We start from the raw sequence: 26,591 nt of genomic DNA, 5'->3' as shown, positions 1-26,591 counted from the left end.
ACTAGGTCGACCCACACTCATGTAACAGCCCAACCCCAAAATTTGGACCAATGCCAAAAATTCTATGGTCCTTTTGCTTCTCTGACTATCGCAGCCTTCTTCAGTTGGCTGGCATTCGTTATCGGAAAATATACCGGTCTGAGCGCTACTATCTGGGCTTTGATTTTAGGTGCCGCAATGGGCAGTACCGGCCTTGTTCCGCCGAAAATCCTGGATCATGCAAAATCCTCCGGTATTTTCAACGTTGGTGTATTTGCGGTAATTATTCCTTCTCTGGCAAAAATTAAAGTCAGCGATTTGCTTGTACTGAGCTTTAATACCATTATGGTATTTATCGTAGTATTTGTTGTACTTTTCCTGTTCTTCTATATTCTGCCGCTGTGGAAAATCCTGGGCAACAGAAACCTGGCTATGGGCGTAGCTGTAATGCAGCTTTTGGGCTTCCCGGCAACCTATCTGGTAGCAAACGAAATTGCTATCGCTACAGGCGAAACGGAAGAGGAAAGGCAGGTTGTCAACGACGCCATTATGCCGAAATATCTTGTAGGCGGTTTTGCTACCGTTACTACCTTCTCGGTAATTACTGCCGGTATTTTAGAGAAATTCCTGTAAGTTGGTAAAGGAGAATAGCAATGAAATTTGATGCACAAAATTATCCGTATGCTTCTAAACGTAGTGTTGTTTATGCTAAAAACGGTATGGTATGCGTAGGTAATCCTACCGCTGCTTCCGCAGGCCTGCAAACCTTGCTTAAGGGCGGTAACGCAATTGATGCTGCTATTACTGTTGCAACCTGCCAGCCTGTAGTTGAGCCTACCGGTAATGGCTTGGGCAGTGACTGCTTTGCTCTTATCTGGTATAAGGGTAAGCTGTATGGCATTAACGGCAGCGGTCCGGCGCCGATGGCTGCTTCTATCGCAGCTTTGAAGGAACGTGGCTTTGATAAAATTCCTCCCTATGGTGTTGAGCCGATTAACGTTCCGGGTGCTGTAGGCGCGTGGATGGAGATTCATAAAAAGTTTGGCAAGCTGCCTATCAAAACTGTCATGGAGCCTTCCATTAACTATGCCGAAAACGGCTATCCTGTTTCTCCGAACATGAGCCGCCTGTGGGAAGAGGCTGACGGCTTCTATACCAAATATAAAGACAGACCGGAATTCAAAGGCTGGTTTGATACTTTTGAGCCTAACGGTCATTGGCTGCAACCGGGCGAAGTATTCAAGAATCCAGATATGGCCAAAAGCCTGCGCCTGATTGCCGAAACCTATGGCGATGCTTTCTATAAAGGTGAGCTAGCAGATAAGATTGACGCTTTTATGCAGGAGCATAACGGTTTCCTGCGCAAGAGCGACCTCGAAGCCTACAAGCCGGAATGGGTTGAACCGCTGAGCGTTAACTATCGTGGTTATGATATCTGGGAGCTGCCTCCTAACGGTCATGGCATTACCGTACTCATGGCGTTGAACATTCTTAAGGGCTACAACTTTACTGAGCGCGACACTGTGGAAACCATGCATAAGCAAATCGAAGCTATGAAGCTGAGCTTTGTTGATACTAAAGAATATGTTGCCGAGCCTTCCTACATGAAGGTTACTGCCGAGCAGCTTTTGAGCGAGCGCTATGCAGCAGACCGCCGTGCTCTGATTAATGATAAAGCACTGGAGCCGGTTGTAGGCGACCCGCGCTACAGCAGTACTGTTTACTTCTGCACTGCCGACGCCGAAGGTAATATGGTCAGCATGATTCAGAGCAACTATCGTGGCTTCGGCAGCGGTATCGTTGTACCAGGTACTTCTATTTCCTTTAATGACCGTGCCGAGAACTTCTCCTTTGATGAAAACCATCCGAATGCTTTGCAGGGCGGCAAGCGTCCGTACCACACCATTATTCCTGCCTTCATGACCAAAGATGGTCAGGCTGTGAGTGCCTTTGGTATTATGGGCGGCTTTATGCAGCCGCAGGCTCACGTTCAGGTTGCTATGAACATGATTGATTTCGGCCTGAATCCGCAGCAGGCACTGGATGCTCCGAGATGGCAATGGATTGGCGGTAAGACTGTAGAAGTGGAGCAGGATACTCCTAACCACATTATCCGTCAGCTGCAGCGTATGGGCCATAACGTTGTGGTTCAGCCCGACCCGTATCATATGGGCCGCGGACAGATTATTATCCGTGATGAGGATGGCGTGCTGTGCGGTGCAACCGAAAAGCGTACAGACGGACAGATTGCCTGCTTCTGATTTAACAGCAGCTTAATAAAAAACTATTTCCCCGGTATTGCGTATTTGCGCGATATCGGGGATTTTTGCAATGCTATGTATAAATATTTTGCAGTATCTATGTTTGACATAAATAGAATTACAACAATAATCATAACGTCTTGTCATATTAATGAACACATAATAAGTTACTATAAAATAAAAAAGATACACATATTATAAAATAATCAATGTGTATCTTTTTATGTCAACTATTGATTTGTTATTATATACGTCCAAAATTGATTATTGTCAAGAAACCGAAAAATATAATTGCGTAGGCTATATAATTTGCAATTTTCCCGTATTTTAATGCAAAAAACGTTTGATGAGTATATGGTAATGAGCTATCATATCCAAATACATGCTTTATTGCATAACCTAAAGATATAATGGCCATTGTTTCTGATACTACATTATACATAATGATAGGTAGAGTAATTAGGTAAATTAACTTTACTATAACATCTAAACTACTTCTGCCAAAAAATTTTTTTAATACACTTTTTATTATAGATTGTATAGCTAAAGCAAAGCATGCTGTTGCAAGACCATAAAACATTTTTACATATACTCCTCGTATAATATAGTCATAGCTTAGGTTGCTTTTAATAAAAATTTAAGCTATGCTGTTTTAGATACTGTGGATTAGTTTTCAACTCCTACCACTAGATGGTTTTTTGAAGGCTCTAACCATAGTCTCTTTGTTAATTTGTTAATCAGTTAGATACCGCATGACGGTTTATGTAGAACGAGGCTACAATTGCAAGGAGTACCCGTGGTTCTAAAACAGTATCAAATATTTATTCAAGAGGTGTTTTCAATTGACTATTTTAGTTGGTATTGACGTTGCTAAAGATAAGCACGACTGCTTCATTATGAACTCCGAAGGTGAAGTTCTTGCCAAACCTTTTACTATTTTCAATAACAAAGAAGGTTTCGATTTTCTTTACGAAAAAATCCAATCTGTCTCTTCTTCTGACAATATAAAAGTAGGACTTGAAGCTACCGGTCATTACAGCTATAACATCATTGGATTCTTGTTGAACAAAGGTCTAGCCACCTTTATTCTTAACCCACTCCACACAAATCTTTACAGAAAAAGTCTTAGCCTTAGAAAGACGAAAACGGATAAGATTGATTCTAAAACCATTGCTATGATGTTATTGTCCGAGGTAAGCTTAAAATCCTACTCGGATATATCTTACCATAACGAAGATTTAAAGTCACTAACCCGTTACAGGTTTTCTAAAGTTGAAGAACGCGCTAAGCTTAAAACATCTTTTTCCCGCTTAGCACAAATCCTTTTCCCGGAACTTGAAAAACTCGTTCCAACTCTTCATATGACCTCTATTTACCAATTGCTGGAAGAATTTCCTAGCGCATCAGCTATAGCTTCTGTACATCTGACAAGGCTTACTAATCTACTCTCCAAAGCTTCAAAAGGTCACTATGACCGTGAAACTGCTATTAAGATTAGAGATGCTGCCAAAAATTCTATCGGCTCTAATATGCCAGCTAAATCTCTTGAGCTAAAGCATACTATTAAGCTTATTTGCGCACTGACTATTGATATTGATGAAATAGAAGCAGAGATTTCTAAAATGATGGATAAGATTGCTTCTCCTATCACTACAATACCTGGAATCGGACGTAATATGGGAGCTATGATTATCTCGGAAATTGGCGATTTCAGCCGCTTTTCTTCTCCAGATAAGATTTTAGCTTATGCAGGCTTTTCTCCCTCTATCTACCAATCCGGTAAACTTGATAACTGCTATGCTCATATGGAAAAACGTGGTTCACGCTATTTGCGTTACGCATTGTTTCATGCTGCGAAACTTGTATGCCATTGGGACAAAACTTTTGCAGATTACTTAGCGAAAAAACGTGCTGAAGGTAAGCATTACTATGTTGCTATATCTCATGCCGTAAAGAAATTGGTTAGGGTGATCTTCCACATTGAGAAAACAAAGCAGGCTTTTCTGAAAGCTTCTTGACTTTACTTAATTTGATACTGTCTTTGAAAGCACCGTAAACGATGCTTTATTTGTCATGCGTTTTTCAACTAACCTAATAAAAATTAAATGTATCTATTTGGTTTAAGTTTTTTATCTTTACCACCTTGACTTTTTATAGTTAGTCTTTAAATTATTAATAATGATGTATTTTTTTCAGTTCACCAATCAGAACGATATTCGGAAATAATATTTTTCCGAATTTTAGACCATTCTGTCTTATCAATTGGTTTGACTTTTGATAACCATTGCTTTCGGATTTCTACAGATGATATACTAATTGATAAATAAGAACTGAGATTAGGCTCTTTGTAACTACCATTTAAGTTGATGGTTGTTGTTGTACCTTTCCAACAGTAGTTAAAATTATAATATGAGGTAGAAAGACCAGGGATAAATTCGTCAATATTGTTGCCACTACTTTCGTTAATTTCCCCATATATCATTGACATTCTGTTTAATAAAATTTTTTGCTTATTTAGTGTTTCGTAATTATCTTTACCTGTAAATGTAACTAAAACTGATTCCAATTTATTATTATAAAAAGAATACCTAAAAGGGGAAGTTATGGTAATACCGCTTAACTTACTTTCATTAATTGGAACAATATATGTTATGATGTTAGCAGGGTTATATTCTCCCGGTTGTTGTTTTTGCAAAGTTGCATTAGGATAAACGTTCTTGAATTCCTCTATACTTGTTCCCCACTTTAATCCTTTGAATCCGTCTGGTTCATTATCATAAGCTAATGCGGTTGAACAAATTAAAAGAAATAATATTGATGTTAGACTAAATAATAGCTTCATTTTTACCTTCTTTTAAAATCAATTTATTTTTTTAGTAAGTTTAATAATAAAGTATAATTAATTATGACATGGAGATTCCAACTGAAGCACTGTTGATTTAGCAATAATTTGTATAGGACTTCATTGAATCAATCATGAAATTATATTATAGTTAGGGTAGTATAGATACCTTAAAGTGTTCTTAGTGTAACAAAGACAAGTCCTAGCTCAAATTTTAACCTCTTTCTTATCATTTTGCAATATCTTTGTGAAAATCAAAAATAAAAAAAGGATTTTGGATATACTTGCAAGAATTAATAATAGTTACGAAGCTGTGTGAAGGAGTGAAAGCAAATGATAGTAGGCATAGGCTGTGATATTATCGAAATAGAACGTATTGCCCGGGCAATAAAGCGTGAATCTTTTATCCGGCGAGTGTTTACTGCTGAGGAAGCTGCCTATTGTCAAAGAAGAGGACAGCAAGCGGCGGCAAGCTTTGCAGCACGCTTTGCTGCTAAAGAAGCAGTGCTGAAAGCATTGGGAACCGGTCTGCGCGAAGGCTCGCTGCAGGAAATAGCCGTAGACAACGATGGGCTGGGCAAGCCTTTAGTACAGCTTAGCGGTCACTTTGCAATGCTGGCAAAACAGCTTGGAGTAAAAAATATACAAATCAGCCTGAGCCATAGCAGAGATTTTGCTGTGGCCTATGTGATAATGGAGGATGGAAAATGAAATTAGTAAACGTACAGGAAATGAAACAGCTTGATCAACTGGCGACAGCGGAATATGCTGTACCGGGAATCTTATTGATGGATAATGCAGCGCAGGCTGTTGCCGATGCTGTTAATGATAGCTTAGATGAGCTGGATGGCGAAAGCGTAGTTGTTTTTTGCGGTGGCGGCAATAATGGCGGTGATGGCTTCGGTGCTGCCCGTTGGCTGCAAAATTATGGCGCAAAAGTGCGCGTTTTTGTTGTAGGCAAGGCGCTTGATGCTGTGACCGGTGATGCTGCGGCAGAGCTTGCAATGCTGCAAAAAACTGATGCTAAGGTAGAGGCTATTGCCGGCGAGGATGACTGGGTAGTAGCTGAGCTTGCTGCTGCGAAGGCTGATATTTTGGTTGATGCTTTAGCAGGAACCGGCTTTCATGGCGATCTTGAGGGCGATTTGCTGCGTGCCTGCAGATTACTGAATGACAGCGAAAAATATATTGTAGCAGTTGACGTACCGACAGGTGTAAATGCAGACAATGGTGCTGTTTCTGAAAATGCTGTACGTGCGGATAAAACTGTGACGATGGCTTTGTTGAAAACCGGCCTTTTGCTCTATCCCGGCCGTGAATATTGCGGTGACATTGAGCTGGCAGATATCGGTATGCCTGCAAAAATGGTAGAGGAATGTGCCAGCAAAAAATATCGTCTGACAGACGATATTGTGCGCGAGCTGCTGCCGCTGCGTAAAGCAGATGCGCATAAGGGAGATGCAGGACGTGCTGTTATCTGTGCCGGCAGCCCCGGCTTCACAGGTGCTGCTGCTTTGAGCAGCTATGCCGCAGTAAAGGCTGGTGCAGGCCTTGTAGCGCTTTATACTCCGCTCAGCAGCCGTGATGTGCTTGCAGGCAAGCTCACGGAGGTTATGGTGCACGGCTTGCTGGAGCGTATGCCCGGTATCCTTGGCGGCGGCGCAACAGGCGATGTAGTTAAAAACGCTAATGCCGCCGATGTACTGGCAATCGGCCCCGGCTTAGGCATAAGCGAAAGCACACAGCAGGTGGTGCGTGATATTCTGCTGCAGGTGCAGGTACCTGTTGTTATTGACGCGGACGCATTGACAGCATTACAGGGACATACGGAAATTCTGACACAGATGCAGGCAGCAAAGGTGCTGACTCCGCATCCCGGTGAGATGGCACGTCTTATCGGCAAGGAAATCAGTGAAATTAATGCTGACCGTATCAATATTGCCGCACAATATGCTCAGGAATGGAATGCTGTGCTGGTGCTCAAGGGAGCACCTACCGTTATTGCCTGCCCAGACGGCACTGTTTATGTAAACAGCACCGGCTCCAGTGCTTTGGCTACAGGTGGCAGCGGTGATGTGCTGACAGGTATCATTGCCGGTCTGGCAGCGCAGGAGATTACTCTGCAGGAGGCTGCTGTGTGCGGTGTTTATCTGCACGGAAAGGCTGCGGATATCAGCGGTATTGATATCGGGCTGGCAGCAGGTGAGCTGGCGCAGTTTTTGCCGGAGGCTCGCTGTGAGGTTTTGAAGGGTAATTAATGCTTTACCGGTAATTTTGTTTACAGACTTCTGTAATTAGTGTTAAAATAAATTGTTGAAGTAAAATCTTCGGTAAGAGTGTGTAAGTTTGCGAGGTGGAACTATTGCGCAAGATTTTCCTGCTGACGCTGCTGGCCTGCTGTATGCTTTTAGGCGCGGTTGCTCAGGCGGCGCAGATAACAGATGTAAAATGGGGTGTCAATAAAGCAGACGTTCTGCGTATTGTTGTTGATGTAACGGATACTGCAGGCTATGCTGTTGATATGGAAGGCGATACGCTGAATCTGACGGTGAATGCTGATAAGGGAGCGCAGGTGCCGCATAGTAAGGCTGTAAAAAGCTCTTTGGCTGATTCCTTGAAAATTGTGGATAAAGGCAGCTATACGGTGGTGCGTGTACCGCTGAAACAGCGCCTGCTGGAAAAAAGCTATAAGGCTTTCGTCTTAAGGAAGGATCCTGCAACAGGCCGTCCCTTCCGTGTAGTGCTTGATGTTACGCCGCGCCAGGCTTCCTACAGCGGTTCCGGTGCTGCAACAACCGTTGTAAGCAACAGACCGGTAGTAAGCAACCGTCCAACAAAAAATAACAGCATTATCAAGAAAAATACCGTTATAAAAACAAGTACCGCAGTGGATAAGAAAGCGGATAAAAAGAAGAGCAGCAGTAAAAAGAAAACCGACAGCAAGAAGGTTGACAATAAGAAAAACACTGCAGCTGCCAAAACAGAAACAACAGTAAGTAAACCGGTCAATAAATCTGACGCTGATAAGCTTGCGGTAATCAAAGGAAACGGCAGATTCCGCACAAGCGGCGGTCTTGACGGTAAAATTATTACCTTAGATGCAGGCCATGGCGGCAGCGATCCGGGCGCTATCGGCAGTGATGGCACCAAGGAAAAAAACATCACCCTGGCTATTACTAAAATGGTCAAGGAAATACTGGAACAAAAAGGTGCTAAGGTCTATATGACGCGCACTACCGATGTTGATGTATTCGGACCTAATGCCAGTGATGCAGAGGAACTGCAGGCACGTGTAAACGTAGGCGAAAAATATAATTCTGATATGTTCGTCAGCCTGCATATTAATTCTTCGGTCAATAAAAATGTTGGTGGTTTTTCTACATACTACTATCCGAAAACCGATAATGATTTGCGCTTAGCCAAAAATATCCAAAATAAGCTGGCTGCTAATTTTGGTGTAGATGATTTGGGTGTACGTCAGGCAAACTTTTATGTTATCAAGCGTATCAGTATGCCGGCAGTTTTGGTAGAAATGTGCTTCATCAGCAATGAAAAGGAGCTGACCTTGATGAAGGGACAATGGTTCCAAAAGAAGACAGCGCGCCTGATTGCTGAAGGCATTGAAAAATATTTTGCATAATACGGAGGCGGCAAGAATGAGAAAGCTAATTTTATTGATGCTGCTTTTGTGTGCAGTAATAGCAAGCGGTTGCAGTGAAAATGTTCCGCCGAAAGAGGATGCCAAGAATGCAGCAACAGCTGCAGTGCAGGAAAAAAAGGATATCAGCTTTATTGTTTATCGTGCAGCTTCTGATGGCAGCGAAAAGCTGTTGCCGGAAAAAATTACGATGAAGGATAACGGCAAAAGTCTGCCGGAAAATGCTTTGATTGCTTTGGTGACTACTAAGCCGCAGGATGCCAAAATGGATGATGTTGTACCCATAGGCACCAAGGTGCGCAGTCTGAAAATCGAGCAGGACGGCACTGCCTACGCTGATTTTACGCGGGAGCTGGCAAAGAAGGGACAGGGCTCCTATGGAGAATTGATGCTTTGCTATGCTATTACCAATACCTTGACAGAGTTTCCGGAAATTAAACGGGTACAGATTCTGATAGAAGGTAAAAAGGCTATTACCTTGAGTGGTCATATGGATATTGAGGATCCGCTGACGCGTAATACAACTTTATTGTAAAAAACAAAGAAGCGGTACTGGTAAGTCTGGTGCCGCTTTTTCAAATTATTGATTACTATGGCAGGAGTTTTTTTCCTGCCAAATGTGAGGAGAGTTGGTTATGGAGATTTATTTGCAGGACAGCGCTGCAACAGAAGCCTTGGGAAGACTTTTGGGCAAGCATGCAGCAAGCGGTGACGTTTTCTGCCTGAGCGGTGATCTGGGCGCCGGCAAAACACTGCTCAGCCGCGGCGTTGCTGTGGCCCTGGGAGCATCTGCGGAGGATGTCAACAGTCCTACCTTTGCTATCATGAATGTCTATCAGGGGCGTGAGCTGGAAATAAGACATTTTGATTTATATCGCCTCAACCGCCCGGAGGAGCTGGAGGACATAGGCTTTGAGGAATATGCCGGAGGCGATGGCGTAACATTGATTGAATGGGCTGAGCTGTTCAAGGAGGAGCTGCCGGAGGAATATCTGCAGATTACTTTGCTGCATGATGGTGAAGGCCGTCGTGCTGTGCTGCAGGCTCTGGGTGAAAGATATGAAAAACTGCTGCAGGAGGTAGAAAAAGATGCTGACTTTGGCAATTGATACGGCCACTAAGGTGTGCACGATTGCATTATGCCGTGACAAGGAAATTTTAGCTGAATATACGATAAATATGGGGATGACGCACAGTGAAGGCTTGCTGCCGCAATTAGACCAGCTGCTGCAGCGTACCGGCGTACAAAAGCAGGATATCGAGCTTTTGGCTGTCAGCATGGGGCCGGGTTCCTTTACAGGTTTACGTATCGGTCTGGCAACGGCGGAAGCTATGGCCTACAGCTGGCAGTGCTGCCTGCACGGAGTAGATACTTTAAAGGCGATGGCCTATAATATCCAGTTGGAAGGCAAGGTGCTGTCACCGGTGCTGGATGCGCAAAAGGGCAATTTTTATCAGGCCTTGTATGAATGGCGCAATGGTGAGCTTGTGGAGCTGGCGCCTGTTGAGGTTGTCAGTGCGGAAAAAGCGTTGGAAAGAATTGCGCTGCAGGGAACCCCTGCTTTGCTTTTGGGCGAGTGCAGCAAGCTTGCAAAAAACGGTCTGCCTGATTTTATCAGCGTAGCACCGGAAGCATTGCGTATGCCCAAAGGCAGTTCTGTAGCATTGGCTGCCTTGGCGGAATTTGATGCAGAAAACGATAAGAAAATTTTTGGCCTGGAGCCATACTATATCAGAAGATCGGAGGCTGAGGAATTGTGGGAGAAGAAGCACAAGCAACAATAAGCTTCAGAGCAATGACGGAAGCGGATATTCCGGCATTGGTTGCCATCGAGGCACAATCCTTTTATGATGCCTGGAATGAAAATATGCTGCGCAATGAAATAGCCAACGAGCTGACTACCTATCTGGTAATGGAATATGCCGGCAAGCTCGTCGGTTATGCTGGCTTCTGGCTGGTAGCCGGCGAAGCGCAGATTACCCGCGTAGCTGTTGCGGATGAAGAACGCGGTCAGGGCTATGGTACGCGCCTGACGGCAGCGTTGGTCAACAAGGCCTGGGAGCTTGGCGCTACGGCTATGACGCTGGAGGTGCGCGAGGGAAATATTGCCGCACAGAAGGTTTATCTGACCTGTGGCTTTGCCAGCGAAGGCATTCGTCCGAATTATTACGAAGACAATCATGAAAATGCAGTTATAATGTGGCTGTATAAAGAAGGAGCAGGCCATGAATAAAGAGCAGAAGGATGTATATATTTTAGGTATTGAAAGCAGCTGTGATGAAACTGCGGCTGCCGTAGTAAAGAACGGGCGTGAGGTACTGAGCAACATTATCTCCTCCCAAATCGTTATTCACCGTAAATTCGGCGGCGTTGTGCCAGAAATTGCTTCCCGTAAGCATATCGAAAATATTATGCCTGTTATTGATGAAGCTTTATCTCAGGCAGGCGTTGGCATGGAGCAGATAGATGCTGTTGCCGTTACCTACGGACCTGGTCTTGTAGGCGCGCTGCTTGTCGGTCTTTCGGCTGCCAAGGCGTTGGCCTGGGCAACGGACAAACCGTTGATAGGCGTCAACCATCTTGAAGGTCACGTATTTGCCAATTTTTTGGCAGACAGCGAGCTGAAGCCGCCGTTCATGGCACTGGTTGTCAGCGGCGGACACACGGCGTTGCTGAAGGTTACCGGCTATAACAGCTTTGAGCTTTTGGGACAGACGCGTGATGATGCGGCAGGTGAAGCCTTCGACAAGATTGCTCGCGTTATGGGATTGCCTTATCCCGGCGGTCCGGAGATTGAGCGCTTGGCATTGGGCGGCAATGACCATGCTATTGATTTTCCGGTAGCACGTCTGGATAAGCCTTATGAATTCAGCTTCAGCGGTCTGAAATCTGCCGTAATCAATTATCTGCACAATCAGCAGCAGGCAGGACGTGAGGTGAACCGCAGCGATGTTGCGGCATCCTTCCAGAGAGCTGTTGTTGATGCATTGGTTAAGGAAGCGGTGCATGCAATGCAGCATACAGGCTACAATAAAATTGTGCTGGCCGGCGGCGTTTCTGCCAATAAAACTTTGCAAAACACACTGGCAAAGGCTATGGAGGAGATTGGTGCCCAGCTGGTGCATCCGACGCCGATTTTGTGTACCGATAATGCTGTAATGATTGCCTGCCGCGGTTATTTTATGTATCAGGCCGGTAGCTTCAGTCCATTGGACTTGAACGCTAATCCATCATTGAAATTAGGCTAAACAAGTGTCTTTTATAGTGCATAAGCCTGTGGATATTGTGGATAAACGGGCAATATCCATATATAAGCGCATTGCTGGTGTGGAAAAGCCTGTGGATATAGTGGATAAAATAGTGGATTAATCAGATAAAGCTGTGGAAAGGACAACAGCAGGAAGAAGAGGGGAAACATGCTGAGCAATTTAACAGCAGAACAAAGAAACAGTTTACAAGCTATGCCACAGGTACTCGGTCTGGCGGCAGATATAGCACATGCTGCTGTGACGATTTATCTGCCGGGAGAGAATAAAAAGTTTTTTAATGTTTATAAGCAGGAGCAGCCGATGACACAGGTCGGAAATGTGCGCCCGGATATGACTGGCCGACGTGTACGTGCGGTTGAAGAGCCGCTCGTTGCGCGTGTGCTGCAGAAAAACGTGCCTGTTAACGGCAAGCGTGAATGGGCTTTGGGCATGTTCAACAGTCTGAAGGTTTTTCCGTTGCGTGACAGCCGCGGACATTGCTACGGTGCCGTCAGCTTTGAAAGTGCTGCTCCCGATGATATTATTATTGCTCAGTCGCTGGAGCTTTTGTGTAATCTGCGGCAGGATGTGAGCAATAACAGCAACTATCGGCGACTGCTGCCTTCCGACGGCATTATGGTGGTGGATGCCAACAGAGTGATTATCGCTGCTAACAACCGTGCACGTCATATGTTTGATGTTATGGATATTTCTCATCTTGTCGGCTGTCGTACTAATGATGTTGCTATCAACTGGCCGTTGGTCGGGATGGTTATGGAAACAGGCACGGCGGAAAGCAAGGAATTTACGATGCATGGCATTTTGCTTTCCATACGTATTCTGCCGGTAATTCCCAGGCCTAAGGCCGGTTGTGCTATTGTCATTTTGCAGGATATTACCGAGCTGCGCAAAAAGGACGAGGAGCTGCTGATAAAATCTGTGGTAATTAAAGAGATTCATCACCGTGTAAAGAACAATTTGCAGACCATCGCCAGTCTGTTGCGCCTGCAGGAGCGTCGCGCGCAGTGTGAAGAAACCAAAATAGTTTTGCGTGACTGCGTCAACAGAGTCAACAGCATTGCTATTGTGCATGAGTATCTTTCGCAGCAGGATACCGGTCTGATAGATGTCGGTAAGGTGGCCAAGGGAATTTATCAGGCAATTATCAGCAGTATGCTGCATCCGGAATTTATCCTGCATGCCGATTTTAAAGCAGATCCTGTACAGCTGCCGTCTGATAAGGCAACAAGCATCGCTTTGATTCTCAACGAATTATTGCAGAATACTATAGAACATGCTTACGAAGGACGTATGAGCGGCAGCCTTAAGGTGCGCTTTGCGGAAGAAAGCAAGCGTTATGTTTTATCGATTGCCGATGACGGTGTAGGTCTTCCGGAAGGATTTTCTTTAAACAGCAGCCGTCAAAGCTTAGGATTGAAAATTATCAAGACTATGGCGGAAGCAGACCTGCAGGGAAGCTTTAGCTTGACGAATCGTGATGATGGCGGTACACTTGCTTTAGTAACAATTCCAAAGGGGGGACTGGAAGATGTTAAATAAACTGAGAATATTATTGGCAGATGACGAAGCTATTTTGCGTCTTGATTTGCGCGAAATGCTTTCAGATGCCGGTCATGACATAGTAGGCGAGGCTGCCAACGGACAGGAAGCAGTAAAGCTTGCTGCGGAATTGAAGCCTGATTTTATTATTATGGATGTTAAAATGCCGATTATGGATGGCATTACGGCGGCAAAAATTATTGCTGCCGATAATATTGCGCCGGTATTGCTGCTTACAGCTTACAGTCAGCAGGATATTGTTGAGCAGGCATCGGATGCAGGCGTTATTGCTTATCTGGTTAAGCCTGTACGTGAGGAACAGCTTTTTCCGGCGATGGAGATTGCGGCCAAACGCTTTCAGGAAATGCATAAGCTTAATTTGGAGCTTGATAAGCTGAAGGAAAGCCTGGAGACACGTAAGCTGCTGGATCGTGCCAAGGGTATCCTCATGGCAGCGCACGGAATGACGGAGCAGGAAGCATACCGTAAGATGCAGCAGTTCAGTATGGCCAAACGCATCAGTCTGAAGGAGCTGGCGGAAAGCATTATTGCAGCTGCGGCCAAAAGACAACAATAGGCTGAAAGGGCAGTGTAAACTGCTCTTTTTTTGTGCTCAAGCAAAAATTTGGGCCTGCGAAGCAAAAAAATGGAGTGCTGAAGCCGATTTTTGAGGACGTGAAACAGAAATTGCGACAAATTTGTAAAAAACAGCGAAAAAGTACTTGCAATTTTTCCTAATATGGATATAATAAGAATTGTGGTTAGCACTCAGAGTAAATGAGTGCTAATAACCAAGAAGCAAATTACTCTCACGTAAGTAAGAATACTCGAAAGGGGTTATAAAAATGTTAAAACCATTAGCTGATCACGTAATTGTAGAGGTTGTAGAAGTAGAAGAAAAAACTGCCAGCGGCATTTTCCTGCCGGATACCGCAGTAAAAGAAAAACCGCAACAGGGCAAGGTTCTGGCTGTAGGCAGAGGCAAATACAGCGACAACGGCACTCTGATTAAACCCGAAGTAAAAGTTGGCGATGAAGTTATCTTCGCAAAATACAGCGGAACTCCTGTTAAACATCAAGGTAAGGATTACCTGATTCTCAGCGAACGCGATATCTTAGCTACAATTGAAAAGTAACATAAAAACTGTAATTAATTTGTAATTGAATTTTCAAAGGAGCGATATAAAATGGCTAAACAAATTCTCTTTAATGAAGAAGCTCGTCGTAGTCTGGAGCGTGGCGTAAATGCTCTGGCTGACGCTGTAAAAGTAACCCTCGGTCCTAAAGGCCGTAACGTTGTTCTGGAAAAGAAATTCGGCGCACCGACCATCACCAATGACGGTGTAACCATTGCCCGCGATATCGAACTGGAAGATCCGTTTGAAAACATGGGCGCACAGCTGGTTAAAGAAGTATCCATCAAAACCAACGATGTTGCTGGCGACGGCACCACCACTGCTACCGTTCTGGCACAGGCTATGATTAACGAAGGCATGCGCAACGTTGCTGCCGGCGCTAACCCGATGGTTCTGAAAAAAGGTATCAAAAAAGCAGTTGACGTACTGGTTGACGAACTGAAAAATGTTTCCCAAAAGGTTGAAACCAAGGCTGCAAAAGCACAAGTTGCTTCTATCTCCGCAGCTGATGATGAAATCGGTAACCTGATTGCCGACGCTATGGAAAAAGTTGGCGACGACGGTGTTATCACTGTTGAAGAATCCAAGACCATGGAAACTCATCTAGAAACTGTTGAAGGCATGCAGTTCGACCGTGGCTACATTTCCCCGTATATGGCAACCGATGCTGATAAAATGGAAGCTGTACTGAGCAATCCGTACGTATTCATTACTGATAGAAAAATCACCATGATTGCCGACATTATGCCGGTTCTGGAAAAAGTTGTTCAAAACGGCGGCGAACTCTTAATCATCGCTGAAGATGTTGAAGGCGAAGCACTGGCAACCCTGGTTGTTAACAAACTGCGTGGCACCTTCAAGGCTGTTGCTGTTAAAGCTCCTGGATTCGGTGACCGTCGTAAAGCTATGCTTGAAGACATCGCTATTCTAACTGGTGCAGAAGTAATCACAGAAGACTTAGGCTTAGACTTAAAATCTGCGAACATCACTCAATTAGGACGCGCTTCTAAAGTAGTAGTAACAAAAGATAACACAACAATCGTAGAAGGTAACGGAGATACGAAAAACATCTCTAGCCGTGTTGCTCAAATCCGTGGCCAATTAGAAGAAACAACTTCTGAATTCGATAAAGAAAAACTTCAAGAACGTCTTGCTAAGCTTGCTGGTGGAGTAGCTGTCGTGAAAGTTGGAGCAGCTACAGAAACTGAGCTAAAAGAACGCAAACTTCGTATTGAAGATGCACTAAACGCAACTCGCGCAGCTGTAGAAGAAGGTATCGTATCTGGTGGTGGTACTGCACTAGTAAACGTATACAACAAAGTAGCTGAGCTTGCAGAAACAAAAGAGGGCGACGTAGCAACTGGTATCCGTATCGTTCTTCGTTCATTAGAAGAACCAGTTCGTCAAATCGCTAACAACGCTGGTTTAGAAGGATCTATCGTTGTAGATCGCCTAAAACGCGAAGATATCGGCATGGGCTTCAACGCAGCAACTGGCGAATGGGTTAACATGATCGAAGCAGGTATCGTAGACCCAACTAAAGTTACTCGTTCAGCTCTTCAAAACGCTGCATCTGTAGCTTCTCTATTCTTAACTACAGAAGCAGTAGTAGCAGACATTCCAGAACCAGCAGGAGCAGGCGGCATGGGTATGCCTGACATGGGCGGAATGGGCGGCATGATGTAATAAGCCTTGTTAACCCATGATTCATAAGGGTTACGATGTGAAGTGAAGTTTAGAGATTAACATATAGGATCGTTTAAAAATAGAAGCTTCTCAGTAGTTGTAATAACTAGTGGGAAGCTTTTTTTATTTCTTGCTACTTTTTCCTTCATTTGTAGAGAGTACGTTAATTAGCTGATAAAAGGAATTGAAATTTAATCAAATAGTTTAAACAAAAGAAAAAAGGGCACTTAAAGTAGTAAGGAAACAAATTTCAAAAAACAGACAGGAGGAATAATGGATGACACAATTTGCTACGTATAACAACGAACTGACTAATACCGAGGAAGAGAAAAATGGAAAGCTTATAAAGGGCTTGGTAGTGGGGGCTGTTATCGGCGCGGCTATTGCAATGCTTGATTCCAATACACGAAACAAAGTAACATCCACAACCAAAAACGTGAAAGACTCAACATTGGATATGTATAGCCAAGTTAGAAACAATCCAGGAGAAGTGAAAAACGATCTACAAGAGCGACTGAAATCTGCCTCTACGGTTCTGAAAGACGCAATAAACGACGCACAATCTCTATATGAAAAAGTGAACGAGAACATTCTTGCACCAGTTAGTCAAGTAAAGGAAGATTCAAGTGGGATTATTTCAAGTGCTAAAGAGATCACGTCTGATATAAAAGAAATAAGTGGAAAAGTGAAAGAAGCGGGAGAAGAAGTGGTAGATGGCAGTAATGGAAACAATCACACTAAAATTTAATATCTAAACTAAAACAGCACTTACTTTATTCTGCTAGAGTAAGTGCTGTTTTATTAATTAATAGCTGGTATCAGAATTTCAACAGTAGAATCTGGATCATTCACATTACCATTGAATACATATACAGGCTGATAATAACCTTTAGTATCATAAGTATAGTCTATGCGAACATCCGTTATCGTTAACTTATCTCCTTTTTGTAGAGGATTGAATAAGCTAAACTCCCCATTTAGTAATGCCTTATATGCTTCCTGTTGGGATATAACTTCCTTCTCCCTAACCAATTTATTATCACTCACGTCATAAATGATGCTATCAGGAGTTTGTTTATCAGAAAGGTTAACTACGATAAATCCTTGAGAAAAATCCTCACATGTAGATTGTACATTCTCTCGCTTTTCTAAATCCCAACGAATGGTACGTTCATCTTGCTTCTGATAGGTAGCATTACTAGGGAATAAACCTTCATTTTCTAACCAATCTTCCATAGACCGTTTTTGCTGTTCTATGTCTACTTTTGGAACCTCTTCGCTATAAGCATCAGATGAAAAGGACCATGAACCATTGGACATGAAATAAGTTAAGTAATAGAATTCACCTTCCTCATCTATCAGCTGTAGCTGGCGATTTTCCCCTTCCATTCGTATACCACCGTGCTGTTGTAAAGCAAATTGATCGGAGATGGATTGTGAGACTGTTTTAAAATTATTAATATCTCTAACATCTGAATTGTGGTACATACAAGCATTAGTCGATTTGTTAGATAGCTGTGTCTCTAGTTGCACATCAATTTGCTCCATACTTTGTTTTTGTACAGGCTTAAATGCCAGGTTTCCAAACTCTTGTGCATTATATACAACACTTGCTATACCGAATAACAGAACAAAAATTAGTGGAATAGCAAATGCTTTTACAATTGGAGCTAGTTTTAACTTTCGTTGCTCGATGCTTGTCATGATGGCCATTACTAAAAAGTAACCTGCTAGACTTCCGATTGTATTATGCAGAAGGTCGTCAAATTCAAAGATCCCTTTACCAGAAATGTACTGGAATATTTCTATACAAAGAGTAAATACAATCGAAATAATGAATACTCTCCAGAACCGTTTCATTTTTGGATGGATCAACGGCAATAAAACACCTAATGGAACAAACATTAACATATTAAAGAGGATTAACTGTAATTCAGGCATGGACCATTTGTTCCAGGCATTCACATAGCTACTGAACAGACTAGGATTAAATTGGCCAGTAAACATTGCAGGCCTACTTAAAGTAGTGATCCCTAATACGACGGTTCCCCAGCAAATCAGTAAAGGGATTAAAATAAATTTGGACAGACGTATTAGTTTTTTCCCCAGATAAACCTTTTTAAAAAGGAAAAACCCAATGATTAAGGCAATGAAAATAAAAATAGAATATTTTACATACGGCAAAAGACCAGACACTATACTTATTAAATCCATGAGAACGTAACCTCCTAAAATTAATTGGTAAGTTTATGGTAACCAATAAATCTTAAGGGGATATTAGGATAAATCTTAAGGTTTTATGAGTATTGAAATATAAGGAATTCTCAAATTACGTGATACAAATCTGGATGTCTATTTAAATATTTCTAGCTTATTTGTCATTTTTCGTTCATATATGCTCCTATAGCTCTGAAAAGATAAAGGTAGGGACTCTGCCGTAAATAGATCTTCATAAAAGGTAGAGGGATTATTTGATCCATTATCGTCGTTGTTTTTTTCTATAAGACCCCATATTTTTGGAGAGAGAGAAGATACTTTAGGTAATGCAGGAGATAGTGTTGTTTTTAAAGGGATAAATTCCGTATGGGCAGCATCATATTTCTTAAATTTAGGGTTAATGCGTATAAAGTCCTCCTCCGAGTTAAAAACGATGTTTGTTTTAAGTACCTCTTTATTATTCTCCATTAATTTATTATATGTTATATCGTACTCAGATCCGGAATCATCGTTTTTCCACGCGATAAATTGGACTGCTCGCGGTAGGTCTATAAATACATTGTTTTGAAAGGTAGGGTTAAGGGCGCCACTAGCCATAATTCCTCTATTCGAGTTGTATTCACCTGGGTCAACATTTTTGATGATATTATATTCTATTGTTGAGTTGCTCCAGTTCATGACGCGTATGGCATCCTGACGCATTTTTTCTATTTTATTATTTCTAATAACAATATTATCGTGATATTTACCACCCGAATATTTATGAGTACCGATTGCCCGGTCTAAGTCATAGAAGACATTGTCCTCTATTAGCATATTGGTGTTTGGTGTCTTGTCGAATTTACTCCATTTAGAGCTCCAGCCATTCGTCAGCTTGTCAGGGGTATCGATATTAATGGCTTCTTTTATTTCAGTTGGAGAGGCTTTTGAATTCATAAACTTGTTGTTGGATATAACAGCGTTCCTTGTGGCATCAATTTCGATGAAATGACCAGAATACATGTTAGTAAAATGGATATTCTCAATTTTAATGTTTTTATTATGTCCTGCAATAATAGCAATTGCATCCTTATCAAAATTTAAATCCATGGTCGCTGTTCCTGCTCCAATGAACGAGATATTTTTTTCACCTTCGTGCTTACCATAGACACCTTCCTCTTTTCCTAATGAAGGTCGGATAAGATGGAAAAGTGATTTATCGGCATCGAGCTCAGAGGTGCCAGTTTTATCACTATTAACAAGCTTTGCGCCATCTTCTAATTTAACCGTTACATTAGAAGGGACAAAAAGTACATTGGATACTGTGTAAGTGCCTTTTTCTATGATGAGTGTCCCACCGTTTATTTTTTCAAGCTGTTCCAGATAGGAACGTAGTAAATAATAATGTTTCGTATGAGAATTGTATGTAGAATAGCTCTCGAACTTATGATTGTATGTATCGCTGGATGGGGTAATCGTATATGTTTCTGCCTTAGCTTCAATAGGACCTGTAGGAAAGACAACCCATAGTGCCCAAATGACTAAGGTCAGTAAAAGTTTTTGCATGATTTCTTTCTTCCTCCTGGCAACTGCTTATAGTCTAGTCTTTGAATTTTTCTAGATTACTAGACTCTATAAAGTATTTACCCGAAATAAGAAATAATAATCAGAGAGTCATTTTAGCGAAGTGAATTGCACGTGGGAAGGGGAACAAAACAACACGGATATTTTTCATCTGGGAGAAGTATATTTATTAGGTGAAGGAAATAAGGAGTATGTATAAAGTGATGAGCTGGGAAGTGAAATTCCTAGCTCATTTTTTTCTTCGGTATTTTAGGAGAGCGTTTTAGTCATTATTAAATCTATCTGTTCTTCATCACCCATATAAAAGGAGTGATCGCTGGTTTGAACAAACCCCATGTTCTTATAGAAAACAATTGCATTTTCATTCTTCTCCCATACACCTAACCAAATTTTCTTTTTATCGCTTTCCATTGCGATTTCTATCGCCTTGTTGAGGAGAAGTTTTCCAAGTCCTAGCTTTTGAAACTTATTCTTTACATATATCCTCTCTATTTCAAGTGATTCCTCATCCATCTTTTCAGACTGTGCCTCATCAACATTGACCTTTAAGTAACCGGCAACTTCATTGTTATGATAAACAAAAAAGAATTGCGAGGAAATATTGGATAATTCTTTTTCTAATTGTGTTAAATTAAATGCTCGTTCTAAATAAGTATTCATATTTTCAGGTGAATTTTGATGCTTAAATGTCTCATCAAATGTTTCATAACTAATTTCTTGAAGCGTATGCAAATCTTCAAAGGTACATTTTTTAAGAGTTAAAGTCATTTATATATATCTCTCCTTTAAGTTCATTTGAATAAAGCTGTTTGTTTAACATTAGTGTAGCATCCCTAAGACGCTTCAGAAATAGTAAATACTCTTTTGGGAGGGGGGGATGACTTATCCTTATCCTACGAAAAGTGTGAGATAGAGACAAAATCAATTAAAAAGCCTTCAAGCAAAGAAAGCTTGAAGGCTGTTGACATGATTAATTTTTTGAGTTGATCGTCTGTTTTTTCCCTTTGATAAAGAACGATAAAATCAAACCAACTACTGCTAATGCAATAGCATATTTGAAAGACGTTTGCACGCCATAGATAAATGAATCGATGGAAGGAATAGTAGTACCTTCTTCCTTCATGAATGAAGTTTGAGCAGTGGACATGATTGTAATTGCGACTGCTGTACCGATTGCACCAGATACCTGCTGAAGCGTGTTCATTAATGCAGTGCCATCTGGATATAAATGACGTGGTAATTGGTTTAAGCCATTTGTTTGAGCCGGAGCCATAACAAGCGATACACCAATCATCATAACACTATGAAGCACGATTATCGTAAGTTGAGAAGTTTGTTGGTCAATTTGCATAAAGAATACGAACGCAATACCGATTAAAATAAATCCTGGCATTACAAGAACCTTTGCACCATAGTCGTCAAATAGCTTTCCGACAATAGGTGAGAAAATACCGTTAATAACACCACCAGGCAATAGAACAAGTCCTGCTGTGAATGTTGCTAAAGCTAAGCCTGTTTGTAGGTAAAGCGGAAGCAAGATCATGGTAGAAAGAATACACATAAAGGCGATAAATACCGCGATTAGGCCAAGTACAAACATAGGATATTTTAGTACTGCTAGATTGATCATTGGTTTTTCCATGTTCAGCTGGCGCCAAGTGAATAGAGCTAGACCGATTATACCTGCAGCTAATGCAACAATTACAATAGTACTCCCCCAGCCATTTTCTCCTGCCACACTGAAGCCATACACAATTCCTCCGAATCCAATACTGGAGAAGAGAACAGATAGTACATCAATCTTTGGATGAGTTAGTTCATTCACATTTTGCATATAGAAATAGCCGAAAACTAAAGCAAATACAAGGAATGGCAGTGTCGTCCAGAAAATCCAGTGCCAAGTTAAGTATTCTAAAATTATTCCAGATACGGTAGGGGAGATTGCTGGTGCAAACATAATAACAAGTCCCATGATACCCATTGCGGATCCACGTTTTTCGACTGGGAAGATTAATAGAACCGTATTAAACATCAAAGGTAATAGAATAGCAGTACCAACTGCTTGTACAATACGTGCCATTAATAAGAAGGCAAAGGTTGGCGCAAGTCCTGCAATTATTGTCCCTACGATAGAAAATGTTAAGGAGGTTAAGAATAGCTGACGAGTCGTAAATTTTTGGATTAACAATCCAGAAATCGGTACAAGTATACCTAGGGTCAGCAGGAAGCCAGTTGTCAGCCATTGAATCGTTGTATGTTCAACGCCTAGCTCGACAGTTAGTTGTCCTAATGCCATGTTTAGTGCTGTTTCACTGAAGAGACCTACAAAGCCCGCTATTAAGAATGCAGAAAGTATAGGTAATTTTTTAATTGGTTGTGACATGTAAATCCTACTCTCTATTATAAATTACTGTTTTGGTGGTACTAAATTGGGTATTTGTTTGGCGATAGCTCTTAATGGATCACCAGAAGCACTTGTGACGCTCAACAATATCCCACCTTCAAATAATGCGTTTAATGTTATGGCAAGATTAGTTGCACATTCTTCCGACATACCATAATCGATAAACTTCTCTTTCACTAATTTTTGCCAACTTTTAAAAACGTGATCACAGGCTAGACGAATCTCATTGTTTTTAAGAGCCATTTCTCCTGCAATATTACCAATAGGAACACCATATAATTCATGCTTTTGCTCAATTTGAGTAGCAATCATATTCAATTGATTTAATAACATTTCAATAGGATCAGCAGATTTGTTCAATAGATTTTTTGTATCACTTAGTAACAAATCTCCTGTATATTGGATAGCAGCAAGGAGTAGCTCTTCCTTACCGTTCGGAAAGTGATGATAAAGGGCGCCTTTAGTTGTGTTGCTTTCGTTGATAATAGTGGAGATTTTTACCGCTTCAAAACCATAACAACTAAATAAGTGGCCTGCAGTCTTGATAAGGTGCTGTTTAGTTTCCATCCCTGGGGGCATCTTATTTACTCCTTTCTAAAACAGAACGGTCGGTTTGTTTTTTGCACAAAGACTAGTATATAGGCTATTGAAAGACAATGCAAGATTAAAAGAACAGAAGAACTAGATATCATATGTAAGCAAAATAAAAGAACTCTAATGTAGCATCGCTGCACCGGAGTCCCAAAGTTTTATATTATAATGTACCTCTGTCTACTTGCTCCTTCAGGATCTGTAGGTTTCCTAATACGTTTTTGGAAACCTCTAATGTCTCTTCGATGGCATTAGCTTTTTCGTCCGCAAGCTGGTAAATGATTTCATTAAACAGTAGCTCCATTTCATCTAAAATGGCTAAGGTCGCCACATTGTATAATCGCACATTTTCAAACTTAGCTGGTTCAAAGATGGCGGTATCCAGGTAGGGTTTAAAGTTATCAAGCATCTCTGGTAAGTTTGTATGCATCCGATTAAATCCAACACGCAAACTTTCCATTAGGACCTCCATTTCTACTAGAGGCTCTAGAGCACTGGCAACGGCACTTTTAACTCTTTGCTCATAATCTGTGAATATACTCATCAACAAGCTGATTGGATTTCCATATATCGCGATATTTTGAGCGGCCTTTACTGCGACAATAATGGCAGTCAATGCAGCTTCTATTAAAAGTACAATACGTTCCAGTCTAGAAAGGATAGGTCTTAATATCGTTGTTCCTACAGTCACAATTGTATTATGAGCTAATTCTACTTGGACTTCCTTCATTTTCATTCCGATTACTAAATAAGAAGATTCCTGAATTGTTTTAATTTCTGTTTTTTGAACAGCATCTACACGTTCTCCTGGTGTGGCTCCCGAGTGGATAGCATCAGCTAGGCTCACATCTCGATTAATAAAAGAATTGGCAATGTCGTTAACCTGCGCTTCATATTCTGTTAACTGAGTGTACACCTCTTCTTTGTTTATCTTTAGGACGTTATAATGTGCCGCAAGCTCCCCTACAACAGCATCAACGAAATTGTCTGTGCCTCCTCTAAATAGTTCAGGGATTTCGTTATAAAGGATATTGTGGGCACTAGCGACTAGGTAATCTACATCTTGCTTGAGTTGGTTTAAATAGTCTCTAGCCGGAGCAAAGAGCGTTTCTACACTTATGTTAGTGGAGGTAATAAACTCAATAAGTTCTGCAGGCTTTGAGTTTAGAATGCTGTTTAAGATGAGACAACGTTCCTCAGCCTTATTCAGAAGGTCGATTAAGTCATCGATTGCCGCTTTGATAATGGCCCCTGTCTCCGCTATTCCCTTAAAAAGTGGGTCTACAGCTATTTCCTCCAACTTTTGTTGGAATGTCTCTTGAAGTGTGGTGACACGCTGACTAAATTTTGCATTCTCATCTTCCACAATACTGACTGAGTTACTTATATACTCTTGAACATTGGTAATTCGACCCTTTACTTGGTCTCTAATACCATTGGAGAGTAAAATCATGTTTTCTTGGTTAATCTCAATTTTTTCGCTATAGCCTCCATAAATAGGCTGCCCTGTCCAAATACTCGTTACAATATGATCGTCGGCCCCAATATGGATAAATCCATGTCCAGGCTGTCCCTTTATGCCAACTTCAATGACAAAGTTCCCATCTTTATCTGGATCTACGTAGCCCGTATGATTCGGGGCAATCATGGAAAGGAGGGGAACCCCATTATTGATGCTATACTTTTTCCCAGGTATTCTATTACCTAATCCTAGCGATTCCTCTGTACTTGTAAGAAAGTCAAAGCGGCTATAGTAATTGGTTATATTATCGTACATCATTGTAGGATCTACTAAACCAGCAGGAAGGATGGCTGGATTTAAAGTGACAGCCTTCACCTGAGGATTTTCAATAGCGACAGCATTAGTTAATCCTCCACCTAGGGAGTTACCTGTTACGGAATCTACTTTACCAAGGTTAGTATTTACCCAGTCAAAGTAGTCTTGTGCATCACCTACTTGTGCAGGGGGAGTGTCAGCGAGTAGCTTTGCATTCGTATCAATCCAATCCTTATTGTCCTCGCTCCCAATATAAACTACCGTCAATTCCTTCGTTTCATGGTTTTGTACAGTAACAGCATCTAGCCCAGAGGACATCCCATATTGGGTATCTACTACTTTAAAAATTTTATCGTTTACGGTTATAATTTTACCGGTTTGATAATGTCGGTAAGCATGAAAACCAGCTAATTCTACTAAATCTTGGTCAGTTGTCTGGACGTTAGAAACAGGATTAATAGTAGTCACCTAGATTTTCACTCCTATTCTTTTCTAATTTCATTCAAGGCAGTTTTGTTTAATGAGCTTTTTTTGGAGCCGTCAGCATATTCTGCGTTTATCAAGTTATCATGTAAAATGACGGAATAAGAGCCTCGTGGTAGGCCTTCCATTTGCTCGATATCAGAAACTATTTTGTCATAAAGCACTTCATCTGGGTCAGTATCTGATTCTTTCATATATAAAGTAATCGTAATAAGCATTAGATTTGAATTTAAATCATACTTTTTCATTGAGCTCTTTAACTCTTCTTTGCTAATGGTAGGATTTTCTATATATTTGTTGTAAAGCTCGGTAAAGTATTCACCAGCAGCGCTTGTATAATAATAGGGAGTTGCATATCCATTAGCTCCTACCTTTTCAACTGCCTCCATACGGGTACCTACTAAAGGATTTTCTTCAGTGAGTTTCTCTAAGTAGTTATCAAGTGTAGAAAATTCCTGATCATGGATCATCGCATAAAGCCCAGTAGTAATGGCATCTTCTATCTGTCCCTCTTGAGACCATACTTTATCTACTTCTACTTTTTCATTCTCAACATCAATAGGTACAATAGCAAATGTATAAAAATGAGGTTCCCTTATAGATTCCACGAATACAGAGGCACCATCCACAGCTCCCACAATGTTATGGATTTTCACTTCTGTTTTATAGTTGTTTAAAAAGAAGTCCTTTACCGCTTGTTCAATTTCCTCTCGATTTGCTTCAGCTATTTTATCTGTTTCCTCCCCGTCCTGTAGGGCATATTCCTCCCCAGTGTAATCTTGAACACTAACAAAGCTTGAAGAATCTAAAGCCACATCTCCTTTACCAATTATTTCGGATTCCTTTTTGCTTTCTACTTCCATATTGCAGCCTCCTAATAAAAGTGTTGTGCTAACAATTGCTACGGCCATTTTGTTATTCTTCATTTTAATCCTCCCGCTTTAATGCTCAAACTATCGGTTTTTATTCATTGTAATCAAACCTTAGAAGATATGAAAATGATAGCTTCATATTTTATTTGAATTTTGAGAAAATGGGCGAAAGGGTCTATGGTTAACAAACAAAATGAGGACTTTGGTTGAATAAGGGTTAGATCTGCCTATCCTCTTTATACTGGGGAAGAACATATAAGGAATAGGAGATAATTAGTGGGAAATATATAAATCGTTAGAAAAAGTGAAACTT

At 41.4% G+C, this 26,591-nt stretch carries 25 protein-coding genes; 16 read left to right on the top strand and 9 right to left on the bottom strand.

Annotated features, from left to right (window positions below; genetic code table 11):
- Both Q0371_RS08195 and ggt read left to right on the top strand, forming a co-directional pair.
- Nucleotides 1-612: hypothetical protein (locus Q0371_RS08195; protein WP_298470199.1), on the top strand; the 612-nt coding region annotated here is incomplete at its 5' end.
- 20 nt (nucleotides 613-632) lie between these two features.
- The gene (ggt, locus tag Q0371_RS08190; RefSeq protein WP_021719482.1) at nucleotides 633-2,240 is read left to right on the top strand and encodes a gamma-glutamyltransferase; all 1,608 of its coding nucleotides are present in this window, start codon (nucleotides 633-635) and stop codon (nucleotides 2,238-2,240) included.
- Nucleotides 2,241-2,484: 244 nt separating this feature from the next.
- On the opposite strand, the gene Q0371_RS08185 is transcribed toward ggt, so the two are convergent.
- On the bottom strand, nucleotides 2,485-2,820 hold the full coding sequence (locus Q0371_RS08185) for a hypothetical protein (protein WP_298470195.1): 336 nt from the start codon (nucleotides 2,818-2,820) through the stop codon (nucleotides 2,485-2,487).
- Between the two features lie 262 nt (nucleotides 2,821-3,082).
- Between Q0371_RS08185 and Q0371_RS08180 the strand changes: the two genes are divergently transcribed.
- Complete coding sequence (locus Q0371_RS08180) at nucleotides 3,083-4,258, top strand: IS110 family transposase (RefSeq protein WP_298470193.1); 1,176 nt, start codon at nucleotides 3,083-3,085, stop codon at nucleotides 4,256-4,258.
- A gap of 179 nt (nucleotides 4,259-4,437) precedes the next feature.
- Here Q0371_RS08180 and Q0371_RS08175 read toward each other — a convergent pair whose 3' ends face one another.
- Nucleotides 4,438-5,082: a hypothetical protein gene (locus tag Q0371_RS08175; protein WP_298470191.1), complete on the bottom strand. Its 645-nt coding sequence runs from the start codon at nucleotides 5,080-5,082 to the stop codon at nucleotides 4,438-4,440.
- Nucleotides 5,083-5,415: 333 nt separating this feature from the next.
- Between Q0371_RS08175 and acpS the strand changes: the two genes are divergently transcribed.
- From acpS to Q0371_RS08110, 13 genes are all read left to right on the top strand, one after another.
- Nucleotides 5,416-5,793, top strand: coding sequence for a holo-ACP synthase (acpS, locus tag Q0371_RS08170; protein WP_298470189.1), 378 nt, complete (start codon nucleotides 5,416-5,418; stop codon nucleotides 5,791-5,793).
- Nucleotides 5,790-7,340, top strand: a complete 1,551-nt coding sequence (locus Q0371_RS08165; protein WP_298470186.1) for an NAD(P)H-hydrate dehydratase — start codon at nucleotides 5,790-5,792, stop codon at nucleotides 7,338-7,340. The genes acpS and Q0371_RS08165 overlap by 4 nt, the downstream gene beginning before the upstream one ends.
- A gap of 104 nt (nucleotides 7,341-7,444) precedes the next feature.
- Nucleotides 7,445-8,722 (top strand): N-acetylmuramoyl-L-alanine amidase, encoded by a 1,278-nt coding sequence (locus Q0371_RS08160; protein ID WP_298470184.1) that lies wholly within the window; start codon nucleotides 7,445-7,447, stop codon nucleotides 8,720-8,722.
- 16 nt (nucleotides 8,723-8,738) lie between these two features.
- Entirely contained in the window at nucleotides 8,739-9,275 is a 537-nt protein-coding gene (locus tag Q0371_RS08155; protein ID WP_298470182.1) for a GerMN domain-containing protein, read from the top strand.
- Between the two features lie 100 nt (nucleotides 9,276-9,375).
- The gene (gene tsaE / locus Q0371_RS08150) at nucleotides 9,376-9,849 is read left to right on the top strand and encodes a tRNA (adenosine(37)-N6)-threonylcarbamoyltransferase complex ATPase subunit type 1 TsaE (RefSeq protein ID WP_298470180.1); all 474 of its coding nucleotides are present in this window, start codon (nucleotides 9,376-9,378) and stop codon (nucleotides 9,847-9,849) included.
- Nucleotides 9,830-10,525, top strand: a complete 696-nt coding sequence (gene tsaB, locus Q0371_RS08145) for a tRNA (adenosine(37)-N6)-threonylcarbamoyltransferase complex dimerization subunit type 1 TsaB (RefSeq protein ID WP_298470178.1) — start codon at nucleotides 9,830-9,832, stop codon at nucleotides 10,523-10,525. Before tsaE ends, tsaB begins: the two co-directional genes overlap by 20 nt.
- A complete protein-coding gene (rimI, locus tag Q0371_RS08140; RefSeq protein WP_293813164.1) occupies nucleotides 10,498-10,974 on the top strand; it encodes a ribosomal protein S18-alanine N-acetyltransferase in 477 nt (158 codons plus the stop codon). The genes tsaB and rimI overlap by 28 nt, the downstream gene beginning before the upstream one ends.
- A complete protein-coding gene (gene tsaD, locus Q0371_RS08135; RefSeq protein ID WP_210684789.1) occupies nucleotides 10,967-11,989 on the top strand; it encodes a tRNA (adenosine(37)-N6)-threonylcarbamoyltransferase complex transferase subunit TsaD in 1,023 nt (340 codons plus the stop codon). The genes rimI and tsaD overlap by 8 nt, the downstream gene beginning before the upstream one ends.
- Nucleotides 11,990-12,157: 168 nt before the next feature.
- Complete coding sequence (locus tag Q0371_RS08130) at nucleotides 12,158-13,549, top strand: PAS domain-containing sensor histidine kinase (RefSeq protein WP_298470173.1); 1,392 nt, start codon at nucleotides 12,158-12,160, stop codon at nucleotides 13,547-13,549.
- Complete coding sequence (locus Q0371_RS08125; protein ID WP_298470171.1) at nucleotides 13,539-14,126, top strand: response regulator; 588 nt, start codon at nucleotides 13,539-13,541, stop codon at nucleotides 14,124-14,126. The genes Q0371_RS08130 and Q0371_RS08125 overlap by 11 nt, the downstream gene beginning before the upstream one ends.
- A gap of 268 nt (nucleotides 14,127-14,394) precedes the next feature.
- Entirely contained in the window at nucleotides 14,395-14,685 is a 291-nt protein-coding gene (gene groES / locus Q0371_RS08120) for a co-chaperone GroES (RefSeq protein ID WP_210684786.1), read from the top strand.
- A 51-nt stretch (nucleotides 14,686-14,736) separates the two neighbouring features.
- Nucleotides 14,737-16,371, top strand: coding sequence for a chaperonin GroEL (gene groL, locus Q0371_RS08115; RefSeq protein WP_298470168.1), 1,635 nt, complete (start codon nucleotides 14,737-14,739; stop codon nucleotides 16,369-16,371).
- 277 nt (nucleotides 16,372-16,648) lie between these two features.
- Nucleotides 16,649-17,119, top strand: a complete 471-nt coding sequence (locus Q0371_RS08110; RefSeq protein WP_251556122.1) for a YtxH domain-containing protein — start codon at nucleotides 16,649-16,651, stop codon at nucleotides 17,117-17,119.
- 53 nt (nucleotides 17,120-17,172) lie between these two features.
- Here the strand turns inward: Q0371_RS08110 and Q0371_RS08105 are convergent, their stop codons facing one another.
- The 7 genes from Q0371_RS08105 to Q0371_RS08075 form a co-directional block, all read right to left on the bottom strand.
- Nucleotides 17,173-18,585 (bottom strand): VanZ family protein, encoded by a 1,413-nt coding sequence (locus Q0371_RS08105; RefSeq protein WP_169360455.1) that lies wholly within the window; start codon nucleotides 18,583-18,585, stop codon nucleotides 17,173-17,175.
- Nucleotides 18,586-18,723: 138 nt separating this feature from the next.
- Nucleotides 18,724-20,133 (bottom strand): right-handed parallel beta-helix repeat-containing protein, encoded by a 1,410-nt coding sequence (locus tag Q0371_RS08100; RefSeq protein WP_169360454.1) that lies wholly within the window; start codon nucleotides 20,131-20,133, stop codon nucleotides 18,724-18,726.
- 267 nt (nucleotides 20,134-20,400) lie between these two features.
- Nucleotides 20,401-20,919, bottom strand: a complete 519-nt coding sequence (locus Q0371_RS08095) for a GNAT family N-acetyltransferase (RefSeq protein WP_169360453.1) — start codon at nucleotides 20,917-20,919, stop codon at nucleotides 20,401-20,403.
- A gap of 202 nt (nucleotides 20,920-21,121) precedes the next feature.
- On the bottom strand, nucleotides 21,122-22,534 hold the full coding sequence (locus Q0371_RS08090; RefSeq protein ID WP_169360452.1) for a DHA2 family efflux MFS transporter permease subunit: 1,413 nt from the start codon (nucleotides 22,532-22,534) through the stop codon (nucleotides 21,122-21,124).
- A gap of 24 nt (nucleotides 22,535-22,558) precedes the next feature.
- Nucleotides 22,559-23,134: a TetR/AcrR family transcriptional regulator gene (locus Q0371_RS08085; RefSeq protein ID WP_169360451.1), complete on the bottom strand. Its 576-nt coding sequence runs from the start codon at nucleotides 23,132-23,134 to the stop codon at nucleotides 22,559-22,561.
- A 175-nt stretch (nucleotides 23,135-23,309) separates the two neighbouring features.
- Entirely contained in the window at nucleotides 23,310-25,391 is a 2,082-nt protein-coding gene (locus tag Q0371_RS08080; protein WP_169360450.1) for a hypothetical protein, read from the bottom strand.
- A 14-nt stretch (nucleotides 25,392-25,405) separates the two neighbouring features.
- Entirely contained in the window at nucleotides 25,406-26,332 is a 927-nt protein-coding gene (locus tag Q0371_RS08075) for a DUF1672 family protein (RefSeq protein ID WP_169360449.1), read from the bottom strand.
- Nucleotides 26,333-26,591: the final 259 nt, after the last annotated feature.

Origin of the sequence: uncultured Psychrobacillus sp. (assembly GCF_938022135.1) — a bacterium.
Lineage (GTDB): Bacteria > Bacillota > Bacilli > Bacillales_A > Planococcaceae > Psychrobacillus.
Note: the sequence above shows the minus strand (reverse complement) of the source record. Positions and strands in the feature narration are given on the sequence as shown.

Bases quoted from the DNA above. Each gene is read 5' to 3' on its own strand.
- ggt (WP_021719482.1), top strand. From the start codon at position 633: ATGAAATTTGATGCACAAAATTATCCGTATGCTTCTAAACGTAGTGTT.
- Q0371_RS08185 (WP_298470195.1), bottom strand. From the start codon at position 2,820: ATGTTTTATGGTCTTGCAACAGCATGCTTTGCTTTAGCTATACAATCT.
- Q0371_RS08175 (WP_298470191.1), bottom strand. From the start codon at position 5,082: ATGAAGCTATTATTTAGTCTAACATCAATATTATTTCTTTTAATTTGT.
- acpS (WP_298470189.1), top strand. From the start codon at position 5,416: ATGATAGTAGGCATAGGCTGTGATATTATCGAAATAGAACGTATTGCC.
- Q0371_RS08165 (WP_298470186.1), top strand. From the start codon at position 5,790: ATGAAATTAGTAAACGTACAGGAAATGAAACAGCTTGATCAACTGGCG.
- Q0371_RS08155 (WP_298470182.1), top strand. From the start codon at position 8,739: ATGAGAAAGCTAATTTTATTGATGCTGCTTTTGTGTGCAGTAATAGCA.
- tsaE (WP_298470180.1), top strand. From the start codon at position 9,376: ATGGAGATTTATTTGCAGGACAGCGCTGCAACAGAAGCCTTGGGAAGA.
- tsaB (WP_298470178.1), top strand. From the start codon at position 9,830: ATGCTGACTTTGGCAATTGATACGGCCACTAAGGTGTGCACGATTGCA.
- tsaD (WP_210684789.1), top strand. From the start codon at position 10,967: ATGAATAAAGAGCAGAAGGATGTATATATTTTAGGTATTGAAAGCAGC.
- Q0371_RS08130 (WP_298470173.1), top strand. From the start codon at position 12,158: ATGCTGAGCAATTTAACAGCAGAACAAAGAAACAGTTTACAAGCTATG.
- Q0371_RS08125 (WP_298470171.1), top strand. From the start codon at position 13,539: ATGTTAAATAAACTGAGAATATTATTGGCAGATGACGAAGCTATTTTG.
- groES (WP_210684786.1), top strand. From the start codon at position 14,395: ATGTTAAAACCATTAGCTGATCACGTAATTGTAGAGGTTGTAGAAGTA.
- groL (WP_298470168.1), top strand. From the start codon at position 14,737: ATGGCTAAACAAATTCTCTTTAATGAAGAAGCTCGTCGTAGTCTGGAG.
- Q0371_RS08110 (WP_251556122.1), top strand. From the start codon at position 16,649: ATGACACAATTTGCTACGTATAACAACGAACTGACTAATACCGAGGAA.
- Q0371_RS08105 (WP_169360455.1), bottom strand. From the start codon at position 18,585: ATGGATTTAATAAGTATAGTGTCTGGTCTTTTGCCGTATGTAAAATAT.
- Q0371_RS08100 (WP_169360454.1), bottom strand. From the start codon at position 20,133: ATGCAAAAACTTTTACTGACCTTAGTCATTTGGGCACTATGGGTTGTC.
- Q0371_RS08095 (WP_169360453.1), bottom strand. From the start codon at position 20,919: ATGACTTTAACTCTTAAAAAATGTACCTTTGAAGATTTGCATACGCTT.
- Q0371_RS08090 (WP_169360452.1), bottom strand. From the start codon at position 22,534: ATGTCACAACCAATTAAAAAATTACCTATACTTTCTGCATTCTTAATA.
- Q0371_RS08085 (WP_169360451.1), bottom strand. From the start codon at position 23,134: ATGCCCCCAGGGATGGAAACTAAACAGCACCTTATCAAGACTGCAGGC.
- Q0371_RS08075 (WP_169360449.1), bottom strand. From the start codon at position 26,332: ATGAAGAATAACAAAATGGCCGTAGCAATTGTTAGCACAACACTTTTA.